Origin of the sequence: uncultured Proteiniphilum sp. (genome assembly GCF_937873925.1) — a bacterium.
Lineage (GTDB): Bacteria > Bacteroidota > Bacteroidia > Bacteroidales > Dysgonomonadaceae > Proteiniphilum.
This window is the reverse complement of record NZ_CALNAT010000175.1, coordinates 1-23,941: the sequence shown is the minus strand read 5'-3', so window position 1 is coordinate 23,941 and position 23,941 is coordinate 1. Positions and strand designations below refer to the sequence as shown.

General features: G+C 43.0%; 17 protein-coding genes. 3 read left to right on the top strand and 14 right to left on the bottom strand.

Annotation, left to right across the window (positions count from 1 at the left end; all coding sequences use genetic code 11):
* Positions 1–15: 15 nt before the first annotated feature.
* The 9 genes from Q0502_RS11990 to Q0502_RS11950 form a co-directional block, all read right to left on the bottom strand.
* On the bottom strand, positions 16–2,490 hold the full coding sequence (locus tag Q0502_RS11990; protein WP_298651020.1) for a beta-L-arabinofuranosidase domain-containing protein: 2,475 nt from the start codon (positions 2,488–2,490) through the stop codon (positions 16–18).
* Positions 2,491–2,627: 137 nt separating this feature from the next.
* Positions 2,628–4,433 (bottom strand): DUF5107 domain-containing protein, encoded by a 1,806-nt coding sequence (locus tag Q0502_RS11985; RefSeq protein WP_298651018.1) that lies wholly within the window; start codon positions 4,431–4,433, stop codon positions 2,628–2,630.
* Positions 4,434–4,443: 10 nt separating this feature from the next.
* Positions 4,444–6,258 (bottom strand): glycoside hydrolase domain-containing protein, encoded by a 1,815-nt coding sequence (locus Q0502_RS11980; RefSeq protein WP_298651016.1) that lies wholly within the window; start codon positions 6,256–6,258, stop codon positions 4,444–4,446.
* Positions 6,259–6,274: 16 nt separating this feature from the next.
* A complete protein-coding gene (locus tag Q0502_RS11975) occupies positions 6,275–7,930 on the bottom strand; it encodes a RagB/SusD family nutrient uptake outer membrane protein (protein WP_298651014.1) in 1,656 nt (551 codons plus the stop codon).
* Between the two features lie 12 nt (positions 7,931–7,942).
* Complete coding sequence (locus Q0502_RS11970; protein ID WP_298651012.1) at positions 7,943–11,380, bottom strand: SusC/RagA family TonB-linked outer membrane protein; 3,438 nt, start codon at positions 11,378–11,380, stop codon at positions 7,943–7,945.
* A gap of 159 nt (positions 11,381–11,539) precedes the next feature.
* Positions 11,540–12,721: a FecR domain-containing protein gene (locus Q0502_RS11965; protein WP_298651011.1), complete on the bottom strand. Its 1,182-nt coding sequence runs from the start codon at positions 12,719–12,721 to the stop codon at positions 11,540–11,542.
* Positions 12,722–12,937: 216 nt separating this feature from the next.
* Positions 12,938–13,252 (bottom strand): type II toxin-antitoxin system RelE/ParE family toxin, encoded by a 315-nt coding sequence (locus Q0502_RS11960; protein WP_298651009.1) that lies wholly within the window; start codon positions 13,250–13,252, stop codon positions 12,938–12,940.
* Positions 13,234–13,470 (bottom strand): hypothetical protein, encoded by a 237-nt coding sequence (locus Q0502_RS11955; protein ID WP_298651007.1) that lies wholly within the window; start codon positions 13,468–13,470, stop codon positions 13,234–13,236. Before Q0502_RS11955 ends, Q0502_RS11960 begins: the two co-directional genes overlap by 19 nt.
* 275 nt (positions 13,471–13,745) lie before the next feature.
* Entirely contained in the window at positions 13,746–14,294 is a 549-nt protein-coding gene (locus tag Q0502_RS11950; protein WP_298651006.1) for a sigma-70 family RNA polymerase sigma factor, read from the bottom strand.
* A gap of 443 nt (positions 14,295–14,737) precedes the next feature.
* Between Q0502_RS11950 and Q0502_RS11945 the strand changes: the two genes are divergently transcribed.
* From Q0502_RS11945 to Q0502_RS11940, 3 genes are read left to right on the top strand one after another with little or no spacing between them, the layout of a single operon-like run.
* A complete protein-coding gene (locus Q0502_RS11945; RefSeq protein WP_298651004.1) occupies positions 14,738–14,869 on the top strand; it encodes a hypothetical protein in 132 nt (43 codons plus the stop codon).
* Between the two features lies 1 nt (position 14,870).
* Entirely contained in the window at positions 14,871–15,173 is a 303-nt protein-coding gene (locus Q0502_RS19040; RefSeq protein ID WP_366521789.1) for a type II toxin-antitoxin system RelE/ParE family toxin, read from the top strand.
* Between the two features lie 6 nt (positions 15,174–15,179).
* Positions 15,180–18,281, top strand: coding sequence for a PD-(D/E)XK nuclease family protein (locus Q0502_RS11940; protein WP_298651003.1), 3,102 nt, complete (start codon positions 15,180–15,182; stop codon positions 18,279–18,281).
* A gap of 58 nt (positions 18,282–18,339) precedes the next feature.
* On the opposite strand, the gene Q0502_RS11935 is transcribed toward Q0502_RS11940, so the two are convergent.
* The 5 genes from Q0502_RS11935 to metG form a co-directional block, all read right to left on the bottom strand.
* On the bottom strand, positions 18,340–18,996 hold the full coding sequence (locus Q0502_RS11935; protein WP_298651001.1) for an HAD family phosphatase: 657 nt from the start codon (positions 18,994–18,996) through the stop codon (positions 18,340–18,342).
* A 96-nt stretch (positions 18,997–19,092) separates the two neighbouring features.
* A complete protein-coding gene (locus tag Q0502_RS11930) occupies positions 19,093–19,908 on the bottom strand; it encodes a copper resistance protein NlpE N-terminal domain-containing protein (RefSeq protein ID WP_298650999.1) in 816 nt (271 codons plus the stop codon).
* A 90-nt stretch (positions 19,909–19,998) separates the two neighbouring features.
* Positions 19,999–22,509, bottom strand: a complete 2,511-nt coding sequence (locus tag Q0502_RS11925; RefSeq protein ID WP_298650997.1) for a YfhO family protein — start codon at positions 22,507–22,509, stop codon at positions 19,999–20,001.
* A gap of 320 nt (positions 22,510–22,829) precedes the next feature.
* Positions 22,830–23,363, bottom strand: coding sequence for a hypothetical protein (locus Q0502_RS11920; RefSeq protein ID WP_298650995.1), 534 nt, complete (start codon positions 23,361–23,363; stop codon positions 22,830–22,832).
* 212 nt (positions 23,364–23,575) lie between these two features.
* The coding region (metG, locus tag Q0502_RS11915) for a methionine--tRNA ligase subunit beta (RefSeq protein ID WP_298650993.1) at positions 23,576–23,941 on the bottom strand (366 nt) is incomplete at its 5' end.

Here is a 23,941-nt window from a genome sequence, read left to right as displayed (position 1 = left end):
ACATATTTCATAAATTTACTTTATCTCTTCAATATTGATTTCAAGAATGCCTACCGCATGTCCCGGTTGAGGTTTCATCAATAACCGTACTTTCTCGGTAATGATCTGACGTCCGGGATGAACCATGTTGAACTGGTCTTTAAATATCTGATATGCATCCGTCAGATAGAGAGGGAATGTTTTCCATTGGCCTTCGTGTTCATATTCCAAAGACCACTCCTGTGGAACCTTGGTTCCCCGGCTATCGTCAAACCAGTAGACGGAGACGCTTTGTATATTTGTAGGTTTATCCAGTGTGATCGTGATCCGTTGATCTTTTCCCTGCTCTCCCCAACTGGTCCAGCGTTTTACCTGCTCATCGGAAGAAGATGAAGGAACTACCCTATCGGCCACCGCTACCAGATTATCGCCCTGGTAGGTATGAGAAGCTTCCAATGACTTATATTTCCCGTGAGTTGCCAGATGTAGGTCTACGTAGGGTTGAATAGCATCGGATTCCGGAAACCAGACCATCATGCTCCCATCGTTCCGGTTATTCCATGCATAATAAGGCAAAAGCACCAGGCTGATCTCTTTATTTCCTGCCGGCGTCTTTTCCCATGCAGGAATTTCCATTTTGGGAATACCGTTCATCAGCCCATCGGTGTAAGCCGAAATATGAACGAGGGCTGGCATGTCGGTAATAAATATATTGGGCAACCGGTCTTCATTGTCTACTCCTTCGGCAGCATATACCAGGGGACCACGGGTAAGACAAATACGTCCCCTGTCGGCCACTACCTGACTGATCGCTTTGGAGTAACGCAATGGCATGGGAAGTGTTAACTCTATGGTATCCCCTTTCTTCCATACACGGTCAATGATAGCAAAACCTTTTACTATGTTTGCCTTTGTTTCTTTTCCGTTGATCTTGACAGTCCAACCGGAAGGTTGGCTATTTATATAAGAATATAACTCTCCGGGGACAAATTGATTACCTGTCCATGTTGGTATTCTCAAATGCATGGTGAAAGACTGTCTGTTCTTCTCGGGCGTAACTTCCCATCGGATTGTTTCGCTGAACGGGTATTCCGTTATCTGTTTCAGGTGAACGTTCCCTTTTTCCAGTGTTAGGGTGGTGGTGCTCCCTGCATAAAAAGAACAATAGATCTCATTTTGAGTGGTAGCATACATTAATCCTGGGACCTGCGGGATCAGTCGCGCCAGGTTGGAAGGACAGCAGGCCGTCCCGAACCATGGCGAACGTCCCGGTTTCCCGTGATTGAAGGGTTTGATGCCGTCTGCTTCCAGAGGATTGAGATAGAAGAAACGATTGCCCTCGAGGTTGACGCCCGCCAAGACGTTATTCAGTAGGGCCACCTCGGCTACATCCATGTACCTGCCGTCCTTTTCCATCAGGAACATCCGGTGGTTGAACAATACATTTCCCACGGCTGCACACGTTTCATCAAAAGCTTCTTTATTCGGTAGCTCATATTCCGGGCCGAATCCCTCAATACCATGTACTGCGCCCAAACCGCCGGTGATATGCATGCGGGTATCCACAATATTATGCCAGATACTATCCAATGCCGGTTGCAGGCTCGGATCCCGCGTGTAAACACTTACATCCGCCATTCCGGAATAAAGGTAAGTGGCACGTACGGCATGGCCTACCGCTTTGGTCTGTTCCCTTACCGGCAGATGTTGCTGGGCATATTCGGGCGACATGGTACCTTCTCCTTCGGGGCGGTAGGTGACACCCCGGATATCGATAAACTTCTTCGCCATGTCCAGGTAGAGGCTGTCGCCGGTTACCCGGAAGAGTTTGACCAGTGCCAATTCTATCTCCTGATGCCCTGGAGCCTGGTTGACAGGTTTACCGTCATTGTAATTAGGATCTCCTTCAAAGAAAGCTTTGTTGATATGGCGGGCATTGGCTTCTGCCACCCGTAACCATTTATCTTTGCCGGTAGCCTGATAGTAGGCGATGGCCCCTTCATACATATGCCCCATATTATACAATTCATGGCTATGGACCACGTGAGAATAAGGCCGCTCCCCCATTCCGTTCACATCGTGTTTAGCCACTCCCGTGATATGGGATTCGTAATTATAGCCGTCATCTTGTTGGGCTTCGGAGATGATATCGATAATCCGGTCCATTTCCTTTTCTAATTCGGGATCGCGCTCCAGTTTCAATAGATAAGCAGCCCCTTCCATCACCTTATACAAATCGGAAGAGACATACCGGTGAGTAAAAGGGAGTTCATCGGGGATACCTTTCAGATAACTGGCTGTCCGCCGCAAGTTCTCAACTGCCGGCTGGGTCTTTTCGAGAGCGAAAGGCACCAATACCTCTTTTTGCGTATGCAAGCGTGGCAGCCAGAAATTATCTTCCAACGTCACTTCATTAAATGCCACCGGGGTTAATATCTCTTGTCCCTGTACTACAGGTAATGAAAGAGATAAAACCATAAATATCACAATTAAGAGTTGACTGATCTTCATGATGTAAATATGCTATGCTATTTTTTATTCCGTAAATATAGCTGTTTTTGCATATTTAGAATGGTATTTTCCGGAGATATTACTGTTTTTCTTTCATTCTTTTTTATAAATAACTGAGGTTGTAAAGTTTCTACTTTTTATTCGTATTCACGATATGCTCCAAATCTTGCCAGATTGTCTTCACCTAACTGGACGGGTACCGGATAGGAGGATTCTCCCAGACCTTTGCAAATTTGTTCCCATAATCCTGTACGGGTATATGTTTGATGCACCAATTGGAAATGTGTTGAAAGTAATAAATCCTTTGCTTCCTGTAAATTACCTTTATCTATAAGCAACTGAACCCTTCTCTCTATAATCCATTCGTCATCCGATGCATCGACTATCGATAACCATTTTTCACGTTCGGCAAGGGCTTTATTGCTACTGTTTCGCAATAGTTTATCCCTCTCAATTATAACCTGAGGGTGCAACTGCACCCATTTTTCTTGTATGCTTCTTATTTTTTCAATGGCGGCATTGGTATCTCCCTTCATATGCAACAGCCGGGCACATACAATTTTTGCTATATCAACATCTGATTGCTTCAAAATTTCAATAGCATCATCCAGTTTTTCCCTACCGGCCAGCCAGGTTCCATAGTAAAATCTCCATAAGTCGGATTTGTCTTTTGAAGAGTTGTTTATTGCCCATTGAAAAGGTTCATCCAAATCTTCCATGCCTGAAGGAGCCCATAAATTCCGGATAATGGCAGGAGGTTCGGGTAATTCTTTATTGAGCGAATAGGCTTTTGCCAGATCTTCCCATTCGTCGACTTCACTGTTCCTGCTCCATCTGAATAATGGTATGGTATGTACCGGACGCAGCTTATCCACCGGAACTTTCAACTCATACAGATTTAATCTTTTATCCGTAGGAATCCAGTATTCAACATGCCAACGGGTATCATTCGGTTTCATTTCGAGTTTTATGGACTGATCACCGATTGGTCCTCCTTGTATCTCAATATAAGGCTGTTTTTTGGCGGTACTCAGTACGGACCAGATGGTGTCTTTATCTACTCCATAACTCCAGAGTTTTATACCTCCTGCTATTTTTTCATCGGCAATGTGGTAAAGCCCTGTACCGCATGATGGCGTATATACGCCGAAAGCATTCACATCTTTTGTTCTCCAGAAATACCCGGTCATTTCTTTAATATCGGCTTCCCTTTTAGGTCCCGATTTTTTCCAGTCGATTGTATCAAGGACAGATGAATGGACAAGGACTTCTCCATTCGGAAAATCATATTGTGTATCGGGGCATGATGGTATGGCCGCATTCGACCATGACATCCATGGGTATGCCTGTGTTCCGGGATTGTGAAATACAACACGTTGCGTCAAGTAATTATCGTTTGTTCCCAATGAGTATTCAACAGACCATTGCATTCCGAACCTCAGTTCCCGTTCACCGCACGTTACATATATCCTGTCAGGAGTTTCATCTATTTTATATAAAACCGTTTCATTCTGTGAAGGAGTATGGGAGATAGGAAAACTAACCTCAATACCTCCTGCCACAAAATAGAATCTGGGTAGAATACGGGTATGACGGATAACATCCGGAACATACAATACTTCTTTCCCCGATCCTTTATGTACGATAGATGTGACTTTTCCACCCAGATCGGGACAAACAATTACTTTAACATGTTCATTCTCCAGGGAGATAAACCGGTACTTTTCAGGTACCGGTCTGTTAGAAGTTTCACTATAGCTAACATATGGATATACTCCATTCGGATCGTAAACAGTGGGAATAGGTCCCGAAGGTGTAAGCAGATGCGTAAGGATATATTCAGTATATTCACTGCATATAACCTTGCCAGGTAAGGTGTTATCCGATCTTACGGACAATATATTCCATACAATAGCGAAAGAAAGCAATAAAACATTCTTCATAGCCCACTGATCATTTTAGTTCTTCACTAATGGTATCCAGCAATTCTTTTCCCTTCTTGATATCTGCAGAAATCTTCGTTTCATCAAAGTCTTTTTCATTGATAAATACGGCCATATGTGCCTCCAATTGTTTTATTAACCGGTTCACTTTGGCGTTTGCAGGGGATTCGGATGCTTTCTCTTTTACGATCCTGATCTTTTCAAAATCAACAATTCCTTCCCGCAATTTCTCAAACCGGATACAACTATGTCCGCCGGGATAAATCAAGAAGCAATCTCCCGCTGCCCATGAGCCATGACGGGCGTCCCTGTTTGGATCTTCAGGCCATGCATCATATGCCCAGCGCAAAAAGCCATCGTATCCGCGTGCAACTGTATACCAGCTTATCCAGCGGCCTTCCACAGGGGGTGAGAACAGGAAATTATTTGGGACCGGGGGATTACAGCATACATAGTAAGTTGTCAATGCGCCTCTTTCTTTCCTTGCTTTCTGTTCTTCCGGTGTAGGTTCCTTGGAATATAAATAACTATAATCGTCTAACAATTCATCCAGTTCTTTATGCCAATCGCCTGCGTAGGTTATTTTCCACGCTTTCGAATGGTCTTTTGTGGCTTTGATTGCTGCAAGCGTTTGCGGCATGGGATTCTCGTTAATGCCAATAAAGGTAATGTCAAACCATCCTTTCTGTTCCAAGTGTTTCTTTAAATCAGTCAGGAAAATATGCCAGTGCTTTACAAAATCGGGTGTACCGGGTTCCCACGATGTATATACATAATTCCCGGTCAATTCGTCCATATAGCGGAACCGGTTGCCCCACGGAATGGCCGTGTATATAGTGATTGCCTCGTTTATTCCACATTCCATGGCTAATTGTACATATTCATCGAATATCTTATAGTCGAATTCCCATGTATTGTCTGCCTTCTTGATCCATTCGATCATTCCCCCTTCGATCATGAATGAATTGTCTGACCACGGGGAATGTACGGCATAAGTGGTAATATAGGTACCTCCTGCTTCGGCGTAAGGTTTCAGGTGTTGTTTTAATAATACTTTATGTTCTTCCGACCATGGTTCCAGATGGTTATACCAAGCTACAACCCAGGGATTTTGCCACAAATCGAGACGGTGTTTCCATTCATTCGGTCTGGGTAAAACCTGATTTTGTACCTTGATGGTAATATTCAGATCCACACTTTCCTTACTCGATTGTACGCTGATATTACCTGCATAAATACCCGGTTCAGCACCGGCAGGAATATCTATAGTTAACCAAACCGGACGTGTACTTCTTTCGGGCAGGTTGAACCGTTCGAAGGGCTCAAACCTGTCAGGCATCATGTATCCGTCTGTATATGGGCTGTTACCGCAAATTGCATCTTTGCTTGCATAAGGATAATTTGCTATTACATAGCGTACCATATTCACGTCAAAGTTTTCTGTGGGAATAATCACTCCTCCCTCTTTCTTCAGGTCATTCACCTTTACACGGACTTGCTCCAATGCGTCCAAAGACCATACCAGAAGTTGTATATTGACACGTTCGCCTCTCCATGCTGTGTAGGTATAAGAATTGGCTCCCCCTTCTATATCGGGTTTCTCCCTCCTGAAATATAGTTTATCCGTAGTGCCAAACGCAGCATTTAATCCACTCTGTCCTACCCAGGCCAACGGATTAACAACTTCTTCCATCATATATTCATCCTGATAATGATGATCGGGTATTGGGAGGAGTTTTGCATTTATTTCACCTCTGCGGTCATAATTCTGTGCCAAGATTGACAGGGCGCAGAATATCATAGAAAACAATATAGTTATTCTCATTATTCTATTATTTTAATTACCTCCATCCTTCATTTTGCTCCAATGTGCCTTTTGATAACTGTACTTGCTGTGAAGGGATAGGATCAAGATAATGTTTAGGACTTTCAAATTTTCTTGCTGATGCCAAATCTGCTACAATAAAGCCTTCAGAATCGACAGTTATGTCTACGCCCGGTACCAGTGCAGGATATCTTGTCTGATATTCCGTTCCCACAAATTTTACCCCGCGCAATGACTGAGGTAATACGGTTTCGGCTGTTTTCCAGCGTCTTAAATCTTCTCTTCTGAATCCTTCGAAGGCAAGTTCTACCGTACGTTCCCGGCGGATTTCTTCCTGCATATTCAATCCATTGGCTGTTACAAAGGAATTCGTGAGGTCAGGCATATTGACACGATCTCTCAATACATTAATGGTTCGTTCCAGATCGGTATCAGAAATAGATCCTTCCTTTTCATACAAAGCTTCCGCTAAAATCAACAATACTTCTCCATATCTGAACTCTTTAAAGTCATATTCTCCTCTGAACTGAGTCGAATTCAGGTCTTCTCCAAGGAATTTGCGTAACATATAGCCGGTTTGGGTTGCATTCGTTCCGGTAAAGCCGGGATAGGTTGGTTGCCACAATCCTCCTTCAAAAAAGATAGTACTTCCGGGCACAATAAAAGTCATTGCCATACGTGGGTCACGATTTTGGAATTCACTGGACAATTCATTATATCCACCGAACAAAGTTGACTTTGATATAGGTAATCCATCCGTATTTAAATACATATCGGCCAGATTCTTGGTGGGAACCATTGCATTGAACCAAAGTTCACGTGTCCAGTTATGGACAATCCTTTGAATATAATACCTGCGGGCAAGAATTACCTCATTGCTGTCGTCTCCCTCCAGAATGAAAAGATATTTATAACTATCGGCGCCTTTATTTTTGTATAAACCGTATTCACCGGATGCTATTATTTCCTCGGCAGCATCAATCGCTTTATCAAGATAAGCGGCAGCATCAGGTTCACCGTGGAATTTAGCCCATGTACCCTGATACAATGCTGCCCGGGCTTTCAGGGCTAATGCCGCACCTCTTGTCGTGCGCCCTAATTCATCCGATGTAAGTTCACTTTGGACCGGAAGCCTGGATACGGCATTGTCAAGATCACTGATAATAAAGTCGATGATTTCGGCCTGGGAAGATCTGGATGTGTATAATTCAGGTGAAGTTACATCAAGTACCGTTGTTATTTTAGGTACACCCCCGTATTTCCTGACAAGATTCCAGTAATTATATGCCCTGAAGAATAAGGCCTCACCAACCCAGCGATCTATCCCGGTCCCGAGGTCTGATTCTTCTGCTTTCATCAGTAAGTAATTTATAGAACGTATATAGGCATAAGCGTTATCCCAGTTATCTTCATTGGCAGGAATAAGATATGCGCCGTTGCTTACATTATCGGGGCCGCTACCAAATGCAATGTCTGAATTCCTGTCAATATATTGGGCGACCTCTAATAAGCCGAAATAAAAATCATTGGCAGCCAATTCAAAATCCTCTGAAGTTTTCCAGAAAGAAGGATCTGAGATCTGGTCCTTCGGAAATAGATCCAAATCTTTCTCGCAAGCATTAAAAGCGATGACCGACAATAATACTATAATTATATTTATATATTTTCTCATTGTATTCATTGTTTAAAAAGTTAAATCAATACCGAATGAATAGTAGCGTTGGAAAGGATAGTTCCCGCCCCAATCTGCCGATTCAGGATCCCATCCTCCTTTTACATTATGATGTTCCCATAAATCTTGTCCGCTAAAGTATATCCGGGCTCTGGATATAGCTATTCTCTTCGTTAAGGATTCGGGAATAGTATAACCTATCTGTAGATTCTTCAAACGTAAATACGATGCATCTATTTTTTGTAATGTAGATTCCTGATAGTTCCAATACCGGATATCTCCATGGGATAACCTGGGATAGTAGGCATCCGGCCTGTCTTCGTTCCATGTTTGCAGGTAATAGAATTGAGGGGGTTGTCTCCACCAGTCACTCCACGGCATAGCATATTCACCGGTTCTGAACAACGTTCGTTTACCCACACCTTGGAAAAATATATTAAAATCGAAACCTTTCACCTTCGCACCCAGTGTTATCCCGTAATTATAACGTGGAGTAATACTACCTACATATTTCACATCACCGTCATCACCCTCTCCATAGGTAGATATTTTTCCGTCGCTATTCAAATCTTTAAACCTGGCGTCTCCAATACTAATGTTGCTGGGTACTCCTTCCAGTTTTCTATACTCTTCAAGTTCCTCCTGTGTACGAATGAGTCCGTCAAATTCATAGGCAAAATAACTACCCATCGGATAACCCTCCCTGATTTCATTATAGCCAAGCACATACGTATCCAAACCACCGTAATAGGTCACCTTATTCCGTGCATCATTAATGATAAGTTTCGCATGATAATCTATAATCCCAACTTTGTCTTTCCATGCGATAGAAGCCTCGAACCCTCTTGTTTCAAGTTCTCCTGAATTGGTTGATGGAGCCTGGGCACCTAATATGCTCGGATACGTAACCGGTATCAGCATATCCTTATTTCTTTTCCAGAAGTAGTCAAATGTAAAGTCCAGCCGGTTTGTCAAAAGTGAAACATCAATACCGATATTCCTGTTTATAATGGTTTCCCATGTGCGGTTATAAGCTACCATGCCATCGAGCTTAGCGGTCTGGGTTTGTGAACCGGGCCCGAATGGATAAACATTCCCTATAGAGATTTTCTGGATAAAGTCATATAAACCGATTCCTTCCTGGTTTCCTGTTTCACCATACGAAGCACGTAATTTCAATTCATTGACGAACTCAACAGGTTCCATAAAATTCTCCTTGGATATGCGCCATCCAGCGGAAACACCCGGAAAAAATCCCCATCGTTTGTCAGCGCCGGAGAAACGCGAACTACCGTCATACCTTAAATTGGTCTCAAATAAATACCTTTCATCATATATATAACCCGCTCTTCCAAATACAGAACTGATTGCCCAATGATCTCCATTTCCGGTATTCCACATATTACCGGTACTTCCCAGATTCAACGACCACAGGTCAGCGTTAAATCCATCGCGCCATGCACTGAAGTATTCATAATCATTTTCTTCATGGGCAACACCGGCCATAATGTCTATTCTATGCTTTTTATGAAACTCTTTATTATACTGTAAATAGCCGGTATAATTGCGATATGTATTTTCGGAATTAGACTGTGTAAGATTTGCATCAGCCGGATTCGCTATGGAATAATAGGCAATATTATTATCCCAGGTGTACAAAGGAGTGGATTTAGCCGGATCTTTCGTATTCATTGAAGTATTGATTATACCCGCCTGAAGGATCAGTTTCAGCCCATCATAAATATCCCCTACCAACCTGAAATTTGTATTTATTCTATTTGTTTTGTAGGTTGCGGTTGCAGCTTCTTTTGCCATAGCTACCGCATTATCCCATCCTCCCTGGGCAAAGTAATTGCCTGACGCATTGTAAACGGGATGGTTCGGCATGCCAAATATACCTTCGCCTATAAACCAGGCTCCTACACCCCCGATATCCGACCGGTTTTGATTTTCCAGAGATACTTTTGCTTCCAGCCTGACTCTGTTAAAAAAGGTATAGTCATAGTTCATCCTCAGGTTGTATCTTTTATTATTATCTTTGGCATACTTCACGACTCCTCTTTGATCAATAAATCCTCCCGATAAATAATAATTCGAATTCTCTCCGCCTCCTGAGATATTTATATTATGCTTTTGCTGGAATCCATTTTCCAGCAATTCATCCATCCAGTTTGTGTTTGTAAAGAATAGCATCCATCCGCCATATAGAGGGTGTGGAATGGGATTAGGATCATTATTCATTATCCGTTGCAGGTAATCCTCAGTATACATCGGTGTTGCACCATTATGAATGTTGGCTTCATTATCCATTATTGCCATTTCATAATTTGTCGGACTTTTCATCATACCCGCGCTTTTTGTTATGGCAAAGTTTCCACTGTAATTGATTTTGGCTTTTCCGCTTTTTCCTCTTTTGGTTGTAATAAGGAAGACTCCACCGGCAGCCCGTGCTCCATAAATAGAAGCCTGTGCATCTTTCAGTACACTTATAGATTCTATATCGTCCGGTCCGAGAAGATTAATATCGCCTGCAATCCCATCAATGATGACCAGAGGGGCATTGGTGCCATTCGTAGATGAAATTCCCCGCACATTCATACTGAATTCTTCATTCCCCGGCTGACCGGAATACCGTTGAATGACCATACCCGGTATCTCACCCTGTAACGCTGATAAAGGGTTATTGACGGGTTTTGACTGCAATACTTCTGAAGAAACTGTAGATACAGCCCCTGTAAGGTTTGCTCTTTCTTGAGTACTATACCCAACTACCACAATCTCTTCCAAAGACTTCGTGTCTTCTTGAAGTGTAATAGAAAAGTTTGTGCGATTATCGACTATTATCTCCTGTGAAAGATACCCGATATAAGAAATTTGGAGTATGGCATTCTCTTCCACATACAATGAAAAGTTTCCGTCGATATCGGTAACGGTTCCGTTTGTAGTACCTTTTTCCACAATATTGGCACCAATAACGGCTTCACCTTCTTTATCGATAATTGTTCCGGTAATCTCTTTCTTCTGTTGTTGGCCAATCAATTCGGAATCAATTTTTACAACCTCTTTAGGAATGATTTTTGTATTATCACGATAAATAACTACTTGCTCATCTAATATTCTGTAATTTAAATCCGTATCGGATAGCATATTATCCAGAATTTCATTGATGTCCTGGGAATCGGCTGTAAGATCGATTTTTTTATTGATGATCTTTTTGGCATTTCCCGCAAAAATAAACCGGAAATCGCTTTTCTTCTCAATCTCTTCGCAAATCTCTTTGATAGATGCGGATTTCAGATTGAGCGTCAATTCCACATCTTGTGAATAACCGGTGGCGGCTTGTGAGAAGAGGATGCTGAAAAATAGCATGAACAAGGTTATTCTCATGATTCGTAGAGCATGTTTAAAATTATTGACGGTTTCTTTCCCTTCAATAGGATATTTATCCATATCTTTGTAATGATTTTAATTATTAATAAACGAGGTAATTAGAATTAACCGGTCGGACGGTATTCGCACTACCGTTCGACTTTTTTCTCTACCAGTCGGCAGATTTACTTTTAGCTTTTCACTTTATTTGTCCATAGGCATATCAGTTTTTATGGTTTATTATTCTTTGTAGATATATATTAGCTTGTCTTCTTTCTTGTATTTAGTGGCTGAGATCAACGTAAGAGCTGTCATCACATTATCCAAATTGTCCGAGAGAATGATTTTTCCAGTACATGTAAGTCCCTGTAAGGAGACATCATCTCCATAATTAAATGAAAGGTTGTAGTATCTTTCTATCTGTTTGAGTGCTTGGGTTACAGGGGTATCTTCAAAGGTGAGATATCCGTCTTTCCAGCTAATGAATGGCGTCACATCCACTTTTTGGGTATGAAAAGTGCCATTGTCCGAATAAACTGCCTGCTCATTAGGAGATAAGAATAATTCCTGTTTGTCTGCAGAACGAAGGCTGACACTTCCTTCCACCAGCACTACAGATGAGGGTGAACCGGAGTAAGAAGATACATTGAACTTTGTTCCGTATACTTTTACATTATAGCCGGAAGTGTAGACATAGAACGATCTGTTTTTATCGGGAGCCACTTCGATATACATTTCACCTGAGAGATGTATTTCCCGGGCATTTTCTGTGAAAGCGGAAGGAAACTCCATAGTGGAACCGGAGTTTAACCACACTTGCGTTCCGTCGGCCAGTGTAATTCTTGATCGTTTTCCATAAGGCACAATCAGTTTGTTCATTGTATGTTGTTCGATGGAAATCTCTTCAGCCTCCTTGCCTTCGCTTTTTATTTGTGCAGTTTTATTGCCATCTATCTGGATATCCACATTACTTTGAAAAGAAGCGGTGCTGTTGCCGGTAATAAACAAAATATCTTCCGATTCCAACTCGCTTCCAACAATGTAATCTGTAGAGGCAATCAGTTCCTGTCCGGACTGTTTTATCTCTTTTTGAATGTATAATATTGACAGTACCAGCACAGCAGCACATGCGGCGGCGTAAACAAAACGACGGATCATCCGCTTACGGTTATAGGCGGCGAGCGATTGTTCCAGACGGAGGATCGCTTCTCGTCTCTTTTCCGGAGGCAGCTTGAACGATGTTACGTTGATTCTTTGCAAATGTTTCTCTGCCTGCAGGATATCTTCCTTTTCATGAGGATGTTGTTGAAGGTACTCTTCCCAATACACGTTCAATTCATCTGTGGGAAGTAATTTCCACTCGATGAATTTTTCATCTTTCAGGAACCGGACAAAGTTGTTATCATTTGTTTTTAATTGCATAGATACGTCGAAAAAATATTTTTTAATCCTTTTTACAGGCTGTCTCTATAATTAAGACGAATATAGGTTGAAAACATCATCTCTTTTTGAAAGAAAAATTGATTTTGTTTAAAATTTAACAAAAAAGATGGTTGTCAGAATGATTTTAGATTGTAAATCTTAAAGAAAATGATCAGGGTTGCAGGGAGAAGATTTCAACCGGTTTTTATTTGAAATTTATTTTGCAGTATTCTTTTTATTAATCCTATTCTTCGGATTCTGTCGATTATCCCAAAATGATAGTATATGGATTTCAGATTCAACAGTTTCGTAGAAGATTAGATAAGCCTTCATTACGATAATACGAGTGCTTTTGTCTTCCGAGAGTCTTCCCATAAACTCATTTTCTGAAAGAGCATCTGTTATTTGTTTGATTTGGTCTAAAAGCCTGAGACTATATTTGATGTTTCCGTTTCTTAAATTATAGAAGAGTAATGTGCTTTTAAGTTCAGAAGATGCTTGTCCAGACCATATTATTGTTCTTTTAACCATACCGTCATTTCTTCCATTACTTGCTCGTGAGATTTGTAATTGCCATTCTCAATATCCTTTCGTCCGGCTTCAATTGCTTGTTTTTGAGCTTTGCTTAACTCATATAATTCTTGCTCGGAACTGTCGAAAATTGTCTGCAAAGCTTTTAAGAAAGTTTCATTATTTGAACTTTTTATGCGGGAAATCAGATTTTTTTTTAAGTATGAAGTACTGTCCATATAGTTATTCTCCTTTCAGTTACAAATATATGAACTATTTCGTTAAGCAAGACGAGCAGAAGCAAATTTATTTGATTTCTGTCGTTGCGAGAAATAGTCTATTTTAATGAACTATTTCGTTACATTAAAGGAACAGAGGCCAAATTTATTTGGACTATGCCATAGCGAGAATTAATAATCGAGGAGTAAGCGGCTCAAATAGTCTAACATTAGTGAATAAATTGTTAGAGAGAGATCACAAATAGCCGGATAAATTATTAATGCTTTATGAGGATTTATCTAACAATTAACAGGAATAAGGAGAGGGATAACGAAGATTCTTTCAGTTTGGTGAGCGATTTACTGATTAGGTTGCGGCTCGACTCTACGGATATCTGCATGATTTCGGCAATTTCTTCATAGCTGTATTCCCGGATATAACGCAAGTAGACAATTTCGCGCTGGCGGTCGGTCAGCCGGCTTAACACGTTCTCAACTTTTTGCTGAATTTCTTCTAAATCCTCTTTCTCAATGAACTCATCTTCAATGGATACATTCAGTTGAAAGGGGAGTTTTTCCTGTTCTTCACCTTCAAAAGGGGCTATTGCCGTATGTTCCTTGTTGCTCCTTTTTATATCAATCAGCCTGTTTCTTAGCGACCTGGTAAGGTAAAATTTAAGGTTTTCAATTTCGCTCAACGATTTATGACTGATACACAATTTATAGAAAACATCGTGAATGGCATCCATCGCGGTCTGTTCATCGAAACCCAAATGCAAAGCATACGAATAGAGGGTATCCAGGTATTCGTTGTAAGTAGAAGCTATATTTGAAAACTGAATCATTCTCTTTTGGGTTTCAATTGTTGAATAACAGTTGGTGTATTTCTGATTAATACTCATTTAATCAGATTATTAATGCATGTGTCTTGCATCGTGTCTGGCTGCTGATAGAGTCAGTTATGAATAATTATTTAAAAAAATACCCACGTTGCATTAAACTAAATGAGCAGAAGACAAGCTTGCGAGCAAACGACTAAATTTATTGAACAGTTGATCGAATGCGTATGCAAAATAATGAAAAAAGAAAAGAAAAAAGAAATATATTCGTGGGAAACAAAAAAACAAAACTTTTCCGGTACAAAATAAATTGTGTAAATTTGTACAAGAAAGGAGATTCATCACATGGGTAATAACAAAGTAATAGCCACCATTGATATATCCCGGCCATCCGGACGGAAGATTGTGCGGGAACTACAAAAAAAAGGGCCGTAAAACTTGAATATCCCTTGCCTGAAGAAATTATTGATAAGGGGCATGACTGGGAAGAGGTGTATGAACGGGGACTGGATAAATTGAGTGAATTATACGATACTGATATACGGAAATTGGCGGAAGAGAATGATATAAAATTACAATGAGATGTATCGTATAAAGCTTTCAGAGGAAGCTAAAAAGGATTTTGATGAATATCTACATCATGTCCGTGCTGTATACTATGCTCCTCTTACCGCTATAAAACACTATGCTGAACTAACAAAAACCATTCACAGCCTTAAATGTTTTTCTGGAAGTTATCCGGTACAAACTTATATTTCATTTTTGCGTTATGGTTCGAATGTCCGTCGTATAAACTATAAAAAAATGGCGATTAGCTATATTGTACACAGCGATATTGTATATATTTACCGAATTATATCGGCGACCCTTATAACCAGTTTATAATCTTATATGACCCCATTCCTGTATAAAGTAGCAGAAGTCTTTCATGCGCGATACGGCAACGAACTATACCGGCATACGTTCGTATTTCCGAACCGGCGTGCCGGCTTCTTCTTCCAGAAATACCTTGCAGAGATTGCCGGCAAGCCCCTTTTTTCTCCTTCCGTAATGACTATTCAGGAGCTTTTCGCTTCTTTGTCATTCTACCGGCCGGCTGATAAAATTGAAATGCTGGTCATGCTCTACGATCATTTTGGAAGGATCAGCGGGTCCGACGAGTCGTTCGACGATTTCCTGTACTGGGGGGAGATGCTGCTGAACGATTTCAACGATGTGGATAAGTACCTGGCGGATGCTAAACAGCTATTCCGGAATGTGTATGATTTCAGGTCGATAGATGATGATCTGACCCATCTCACCGAAAGACAGAAAGAAGCCATCCGTCGCTTCTGGACTAATTTTATGCCGGTGGGGGAGAGCGAAACCAAGAAGAAGTTTCAGGAGACCTGGCAGATATTGTATGAACTCTATTCTTCTTTCCGTACGGAACTCCAAGAAAAAGGACTTGCATACGAAGGGATGATGTTCCGTGAAGTAGCGGAACGCGCCCGGGCGGGAGAGTTGGATAGCTCGGCAGAACAGGGTAGTCCGGTAGTCCCAGGCAACCCAGGCAGAACAGATAAACCCGACGGATGGGGCGAGCGGGAGGGGTCGGTAGCCCATTATGCTCAGGGAGGGGATGGTAAGCCGCAAAAAAATGATGACAGGCAAATCCAAAGCTATATATTTGTAGGGTTGAATGCGCTCACACCGGCTGAAACGGTATTACTCGAACATCTGAAAAATCTGGGTATCGCCGATTTTTACTGGGATTACGAATCGCCATTGATTTATGACAGCCAAAATCGGGCGTCGTTATGGGTAAAAGAGAACCTGCAGAGGTTCCCTTCTCAATTCATATTGCAGGGTAGCGATGGTGATGGAGGGGAGGAGAGAACAGATACGGGTAAGAAGGAGAAAACAAGCATAGAAGTGATAGGTATCCCTTCGGGGGTAGGGCAGGCGAAACATGTTACACAGATTCTCTCGCGATTGATCGAGACAGGGGCTATTCCCAATCCGGAGGAAGCGATCAATACAGCTATAGTGCTGCCGAATGAGCGGCTGTTGCTGCCGGTGCTTTATTCTATTCCTGAAGAGATCGGAAAGATAAACGTGACCATGGGATACGGGCTGTCTTATTCGTCGATCTCGGCGCTGATGGAGCATATCGCCGGTTTACAACGCAACATACGGGAATCAGCCGGAGAAATGATGTTTTATCACCGGAATGTATTATCGATACTGAATCACCCGTTGGTATATACGTCAGCCAAAGAGGAAGCTGAAGCGCTAAAAACATATATTCTCACCTATAACCGTAGTGTCGTGTCAGAAGCGGAATTTCCATCGCATCCCCTGTTTCAATTGATATTTCGGCCATTATCCGCATGGCGCGACATTTTCGGCTACATCAAAAATATCCTTACATTTATTTATGGCAGCCTGACGGATGAAAAATATAACAGGGAAGAGGCCGGTGACAACACCCGGGCGGCTGGCCTGGAAAAGGGAATGAATAGTAGTGTCGGAGAAGGTGGGCAAGAGAGCACGCGGCCGGTAGATCTGGAGCGGGAGTTTATCGTACAGTATCATAAAACCGTGACCCGTTTGCAGGACAGGCTTCAATATGCAAAAAATATGTCGCTCGAAACCTGTTTCCGGTTGCTGAAAAAATTGGCGCATTCCATCAGCGTGGCATTCAGCGGCGAGCCACTCTCGGGTTTGCAGGTCATGGGTGTGCTGGAAACGCGTGTGATCGATTTTGAGAACCTGATCATCCTCTCGATGAATGAAGGTGTTTTTCCGTTGAAGGATCCAGTGAATTCTTTTATTCCGTTTACGTTACGGAAAGGTTTCGGACTGCCGGTGTATGAGCATCAGGACAGTACTTATGCATACCATTTTTACCGGATGATCAGCCGGGCAAAGCGGGTGTTTATGCTGTATGATACACGTACGGAAGAAATGCAGACGGGTGAAGTGAGCCGCTATTTCTACCAGTTGAAATATCTCTATGCCGATTATTTCGATATTTCGGAACATGTGGTGGCTTACGATGTGGCGGCACCTGAAATTTCGCCTGTAGCGGTCACCAAAACGCCGGAAGTATTGCGGAAATTAAACGCATTCAGACAAGGAGGGGAGTCATTCCTGTCGGCATCGCTGATCAACAACTACATTGATTGTCCCCTGCATTTTTACTTTACGGCGGTGGAAGGTCTCTATGAAGAAGATGAAGTCCGGGAGTCGGTAGAGTCGGATCTGTTTGGATCGATCTTTCATAAACTGATGGAGACGATTTATAATCGTTATAAAGGGAAAACAGTTACGCCCGACGTGCTGACATCGATTGCGAAGGATGATACCTTGCTGACGAAACTGATCGAACAGGCATTCGCCGAGTATTATTTCAAACAGAAAGATGACCCTCGTCCATTGCTGGGACAGCATTACCTGATCGGGGAGATTCTCCGGAGTTATGTAAAACAAACGCTGGAAACGGACAAGCAATTTACTCCTTTTGAATTTGTAGGGGCGGAATACCGTTTCCGGGCGCCGTACCGTGTGAACGACGAACTCTCGGTGAACTTCAAGGGGATCATAGACCGCATCGACAGGGTGGGGGATAGTTGCCGTATTATTGACTATAAGACCGGAACAGGAACAACCGACTTCAAACAAATCCCCGATTTGTTTGACGGATCGAAAGCGAACCGGCCGTATCAGATCCTGCAGGTATTTGTATACGCGCTGTTTTACGCTCAGGAACATCCGGATGCCCGTTTATCCCCGGCCATTTATTACCTGCGTTCCATTTTCGGCGATCCTTCACCGGCTGTCACCTGTAATAAACGGCCCATCCCCGACCTCTCTGTTTTTATGGATGAATTCCTGTCTTTATTCAACGATTGCCTTGCGGAGATTTTCGATCCGGTAATTCCGTTTACGCAAACAAAGAACACTAAGACCTGTCAATGGTGCACCTTTAAGGAACTTTGCAATAGATAAATGCAAAGTTTTCGCTAATGAGCTTAAAAATGGTTGGAGGTTTCTTATTAAAATTTTTTCAAGTAGAATCTTTCTCAATATGTAGTTCAGAAAAACTGTCAATTACGTAGTCCGCTCCGGCATCTTGTAAGGTTTCAGCATCAAAGGAGGTAGTGAGTCCTGCTACCCTGCATCCTGCCGCTTTTCCGGAGAGTATCCCATTGATGGAATCTTCGATAATAAGGACCGATCTGTTTCCGGCGCCTAAATTTTCCAGTGCCAGAAGATAGGGCTCCGGATGGGGTTTATGCTTTTGGGTATCTTCTTCCGTAACAATAATATCGAAAAAAGGAAGCAGATTCAGCAGTTTATTCACTTTTCGAACTGTAAAAAGAGAGGAGGAGGTAACCAATGCGGTTCGCAACTTCATTGTTTTTACTTCTTGAATAAAATCAGTAAAGCCCTCTACATACTGCAGCTCTTTCAAAAGATCTTCAAAAAAAGCATTTTTCTCTTTTATCAGGTCTTCTATACTGTTGCTACTATCTATGTTTTCATGTACGTAGCGAAAAAAAGACTCATCCGATCTCCCCACGTAATCATTTAAAAACGATTGTGTATATTCGATATCATGCTGTTCCAAAGTGAGTCCCATAGCCCGGAGGTGCAGTTTTTCCGAATCAATTACCACGCCATCCATATCAAATAAAATAGTCTTTAACTTTATCTTCTGCATAATTGCTGAACCATAAATCTGACCATTTGTTCATTTGCTTTCACCTTTCCCGGCATAGTAGACCCACTGACGAAGCTGTACCCCGATATTTCCTCCTTATCGCAGATAGACTGCCACAAACCTGGCCAGGGGCGCTTCTTCCTTACGCAGCGTGAGCGTATCGTTTTGAACGGCATAGTTGTCGCATGTCTGGAACATGTCGAGGTAGTCAGCCTCGTAATCAACGCCCATGCAGGCCATTCTGGTGGTTGCCGGAGGAGTGAAATGGATGCTGTTCTCTTCTTCTGAAAGGGAGTAGCTTCCGTTCATGTTGTTGCATCCCGTATTTCCTATTACCCTGTTGTCTTCGTTTTTCAGGATAAAATGGGCTTCCCTGATTTGACCTTCAGGAGCAAAAGTGATCTCTTTTCCGTTCAGTTCTATCAGTTTCCAGTATTTTTCAGTGATGACGTTGTCCAGGTCTATTTTCTCGAAGATATAGGTTTCCGGCGGGAAATTGCTTTCAATCCGGTTCCCTTCAGTATCAAGGACAAACAGCCTGTTTTCGCCTACCAGAAACCAATTGTTCGCCGCTTTGGGAGATGTGGCGCTGGTCAGTTTGATCCTGCTCCCGATTTCATCCCATTCGAACCGGCCGTTGTCGGAAAACCGGTTGTCGCCCTTCCCCATGTAAATCATCACCTTCTCATACGACAGGTCGTCGTTCAGGCGTATTTCCACCTCTATACCTTCACAATCGGCACAAGGCAATGTTCCTTTGTATACTCCGGCCCAATCCAGTGAATTGCGGCTGTTGTGGGCCGGGTCGGCTACTTCTGTTCCATCTGTTTGAGCATTGCTGCTGCGTTTACCTGTGTTACATGCACTGAGCGCTGCCACTACGATACACAATAAAAGGATACTTTTTTTCATACAATTAATTTATTTTTTACGTTAAGGTATATGGATTCTCGTCAAAACGAGCGAACAAGTTCGAGCGTGAAGAATCGGCGGAGTCAATTTTTAGTTTTTATTTCTATGTCTTACCGCATCATAAACAAGAAAGAGGAGAGTGAGTAACATGATCAGTAGTGCGGCATAGGCGATGCCGTCCGTTACCCTGATACTCTGCGGATCGAAACGGAATTCCACTGTATGTTGTCCTGCCGGGATGGGGAGCGCACGCAGGGTGTAGTTGGCGCGTAGCATCTTTGCCGGTTGACCGTCGATAGTGATTTGCCATCCTTTGGGATAATAAATTTCGGAGAACAGGGCCAACTCATCTTTTTTCGCATCTACGGAATAGATTACAAAATCAGAATCGTAGCCGGTCAGTCGGATGGTAGAGGCCGAATCGGCCGGTGTCGGTTGGAATCCCGCGAGGATCGACTCATATTTTTTATCGGCTACCGCTTCTTTCCGGAGATCGAGAACGCCCAGTGCATCGATCTCTTCATCGGCATTTTCCACAAAACGGATATTGTCTACAAACCATGCATTCCCCATGGCATACGGGTTTTCCACCGGAATGGTCGTCCCGTCCTGTGCCGGCATGATGATCCATTTGGCATTGAGCATATTCAATACCTTGAACCGGTCGGCCTTCAACGAATCCATATCACCTTGTGACTGAATGATATCTTGCTGTAAGGCCATCATTTCGGATCTGAGATGTACGTCTATCAGATCCTGGTAACGGCGCAGTTTTGCCGCGTGGTATCCGCCGATCACTTTATGCCGGTAAGGCATAATACCGTCGTCAAAAGTATTGGTAGCCATATTCAGCACCCGATAGTATTTGGTGGTATCCTGCAGGATGTGTTGATCGGTGGGTGATAGGCTGAAGACCTGTTGCTGATTGCTTTCGGGTACGAAGTCGTTATCGTTCAGATAGCGTTTGTTTACGTCCCACATATCCACTAAACAAAGCAACAGGATTCCTGCCACTGTCCATTCCGCTTTTATCTTTTTGTTAATGAAAAGCCAGACCAGGAGACCTCCGATGGCAACGATAAAAAAGCTGCGCCAGGCATCCGCCGTGAACATGGAAACCCGCATTTGGGTCAGGTTGGCGACCACTGTCTGGATATGTTCGGGCGGTAGTGATTGTAATGCCTGCATTTCGGCGCCGGAGATAAAGGAAGAAAAGAAAAATTTGGGTGCAACGGCAAATAACAGCGCTATTCCCCCGGTCACTCCCAGGCTGATATAGAGATATTTTATATTGTTTTTCAGTATGTCCGGTTTTTGGATCAGTTCCTTCACTGCCAGTACGGCCAGCAGGGGGATACAGAATTCGGCTACCACCAGGATGGAGGAGACAGCACGGAATTTATTGTACATCGGCATCCAATCGATAAAGAGATCGGTCAGTCCCATAAAGTTCTTCCCCCACGAGAGCAGGATGGAAAAGAGTGTGCCGGCCAGCAACGCCCATTTCAGCGGGCCCTTCACGATAAAAAGCCCCAGGACAAAGAGCGCCAGTACGAAGGCGCCTACATAGACCGGCCCCGATGTCCACGGTTGTTCCCCCCAGTATTGCCCGATCTGTTGATAAAGTTGCTGATATTCCGGGCGTGCTTTGCTCATCGCCCTTTCATTTTCGGCAATTCGGGCGGCAGAAGTACCCCCTTTGGCATTGGGCACCAGCAATGTCCATGTCTCGCCGATGCCGTAGCTCCAGGCGGTGATATAATCGCGTTCCAGCCCGTCGCCGGTTTTGTTCTCTTCCCCGTGGTGGGTCAACTCCGATTTACCCCGCATGGTTTCTTTCGAGTATTCATAAGTGTGGTAGAGGTTGCTCGCGTTGGACGCCACACCGATGATCCCGGCAACAATCAATACCGCGGTCGATTTCAGGAAACCGGGCAGCTCTTTTTTTCGAATGGCTTCCACAAGAAAAGCAATCGCGATAAAAAGCATGACGAACAAAAAGTAGTAGGTCATCTGCGGGTGATTGGACGATATCTGAAAGGCGACAAAGATCATGAAGAGGAGTCCGCCCAAAAGATATCTCTTCCGGTAGATATAGAGCATACCGGCTATGGTAGGCGGGATATAGGCGAGGGTGATGAACTTCCAGATATGCCCCGCGGCGATAAGGATAAAGAAGTAGGAGGAAAAAGCCCAGATAACAGCTCCTAAGGCGCTAAGGAGGGGGGATGCCTTCAAGGCGCGCATCAGGATGTAGAACCCGAACAGCATAATAAATACCAGGCCGACATAATTCGGCAGGAAAAGGGAATAGGCTTTTTTAACCGCATCCTGCGGCTTGGATGAGTCGTAGGTGGGGCTCATCTGGTAGGAAGGCATTCCGCTGAACATGGAGAGGTTCCACCTTGTGCGTTTCCCGTCGTGGCGCTCCATGTAGTCGCGCTGTTCCTGCCCTTGTCCGATAGCGGCCAGTGAGTCGTTCTGGGCGATTATACGCCCGTCCATCACCGCCGGAGCGAAATAGACAAATGAGACCAGGATGAATCCCACGATCACGATCAGATCGGGTAGGATTTTTTTGAAATCGAAATAATTCTTCATATGAAACGAGTATGATAATTGTTCTCACACAAGAGCATGATTAAAAGCGAGTTCCATATGATACCTTTGAAAATAAATATTTTAATCATATGAAATATTTGTTCCTTAGCACTATACCACAGTAGCACATCAGTACATCAGCACATCATTAAATCGACTGTTGTTTACTGTTTAAATCACAAAATTAACAGATTATTCCGTGATAGCCTTGTTTTTGGATCAATTCTTTTGGAATATGCAGGAATCAAATAGGATACGGCGGATAAAAAAAGAGAGAACCTCTTTTAGGCTCTCTCTTGGATGGATGTTAAAACTATTTTTTAAAACCGCTTTCCGATGGAGATGCCAAGCCGGGGATACCCAACATAGTCTGAGTCAGAATACCGTCCGGCACCCAAATAAAGTTCTCCCACCCAGTTGTTTAGTGAGAGGTATTTCCATCCTATGGCCAGTCCCAGTCCGGCCAGCAGCTCGGATTTCATATCATAGCTATTTTCATTTGTCGATACTATAGCCCCATTTGCTTCAATAAAAAAGCCGGCACCATATTTTTGCAGATTCTTCGCATTTCCTCCGAAGAACCAACGGGCGTAAGGAGTCACTGCAAAGTCCACAGGATATGTACCCGGTTCTAATGCCACACCTAACGATCCTCCCACACTGAAATCAGCACTTAAGATACGCTCATAAGTAATCTCGGAAAAAGAATAGAAAATGGTGTTTAGCAGGTTTAATTTCACTTCGTTTTGTGGAATATCTTTTGATATTTTCCATCCCATCACCTGATGTGTCTTTTGGGAAAAAGCAGTAAAGCTGACTAGCAACGCGATAGCGAGAATAGCTTGTTTCTTCATAAAAGTAGTTTTTAGGATTTATTAAATTCATCATTTTACATAATAGCCGGAACTTATTTGTCCCTTATTACGTGATGAGAACCATGTCTCTATTCTCAAGATGGAAAAAAAGAAAAAAGGTTACCTTTAACTATGTTAAAAATAACCAAATTTTTCTTTTACCTATTCATTTGCTTTCTTCCCTTCTTTAAGGGCAAGTCTTCGTTGCTTGATTAAACGACCTGGCTTCCCGGCAGCACTTCTTTCGAAGGAGAGACCAGAGTGAGACACCCGTCGGCATTTTCGGCCGAGAGGATCATTCCTTCGGAGAGCAAACCCCTCATTTTTCTCGGTTCGAGATTGGCAATAAAGCATACCTGCCTGCCGATCAGTTCTTCGGGATCCGGGTAATAAGCGGCAATACCGGAGAGGATAGTCCGTTTCTTCAGGCCGTCGTCGAGAAGGAAGCGGAGCAATTTATCGGTTTTGGGTACTTTTTCGCATTCCAGCACTGTTCCCACACGGATATCCAGTTTTTCGAACGTATCGAACTGGATAGCCTCTTTTATGGGTTTTGTCTTGTGTTCACTTGCCTCGTT

Excerpts from the sequence above, each read along its gene's own strand:
- Q0502_RS11990 (WP_298651020.1), bottom strand. The coding sequence starts at position 2,490 with ATGAAGATCAGTCAACTCTTAATTGTGATATTTATGGTTTTATCTCTT.
- Q0502_RS11985 (WP_298651018.1), bottom strand. The coding sequence starts at position 4,433 with ATGAAGAATGTTTTATTGCTTTCTTTCGCTATTGTATGGAATATATTG.
- Q0502_RS11980 (WP_298651016.1), bottom strand. The coding sequence starts at position 6,258 with ATGAGAATAACTATATTGTTTTCTATGATATTCTGCGCCCTGTCAATC.
- Q0502_RS11975 (WP_298651014.1), bottom strand. The coding sequence starts at position 7,930 with ATGAGAAAATATATAAATATAATTATAGTATTATTGTCGGTCATCGCT.
- Q0502_RS11970 (WP_298651012.1), bottom strand. The coding sequence starts at position 11,380 with ATGGATAAATATCCTATTGAAGGGAAAGAAACCGTCAATAATTTTAAA.
- Q0502_RS11965 (WP_298651011.1), bottom strand. The coding sequence starts at position 12,721 with ATGCAATTAAAAACAAATGATAACAACTTTGTCCGGTTCCTGAAAGAT.
- Q0502_RS11960 (WP_298651009.1), bottom strand. The coding sequence starts at position 13,252 with ATGGTTAAAAGAACAATAATATGGTCTGGACAAGCATCTTCTGAACTT.
- Q0502_RS11955 (WP_298651007.1), bottom strand. The coding sequence starts at position 13,470 with ATGGACAGTACTTCATACTTAAAAAAAAATCTGATTTCCCGCATAAAA.
- Q0502_RS11950 (WP_298651006.1), bottom strand. The coding sequence starts at position 14,294 with ATGATTCAGTTTTCAAATATAGCTTCTACTTACAACGAATACCTGGAT.
- Q0502_RS19040 (WP_366521789.1), top strand. The coding sequence starts at position 14,871 with ATGTATCGTATAAAGCTTTCAGAGGAAGCTAAAAAGGATTTTGATGAA.
- Q0502_RS11940 (WP_298651003.1), top strand. The coding sequence starts at position 15,180 with ATGACCCCATTCCTGTATAAAGTAGCAGAAGTCTTTCATGCGCGATAC.
- Q0502_RS11935 (WP_298651001.1), bottom strand. The coding sequence starts at position 18,996 with ATGCAGAAGATAAAGTTAAAGACTATTTTATTTGATATGGATGGCGTG.
- Q0502_RS11930 (WP_298650999.1), bottom strand. The coding sequence starts at position 19,908 with ATGAAAAAAAGTATCCTTTTATTGTGTATCGTAGTGGCAGCGCTCAGT.
- Q0502_RS11925 (WP_298650997.1), bottom strand. The coding sequence starts at position 22,509 with ATGAAGAATTATTTCGATTTCAAAAAAATCCTACCCGATCTGATCGTG.
- Q0502_RS11920 (WP_298650995.1), bottom strand. The coding sequence starts at position 23,363 with ATGAAGAAACAAGCTATTCTCGCTATCGCGTTGCTAGTCAGCTTTACT.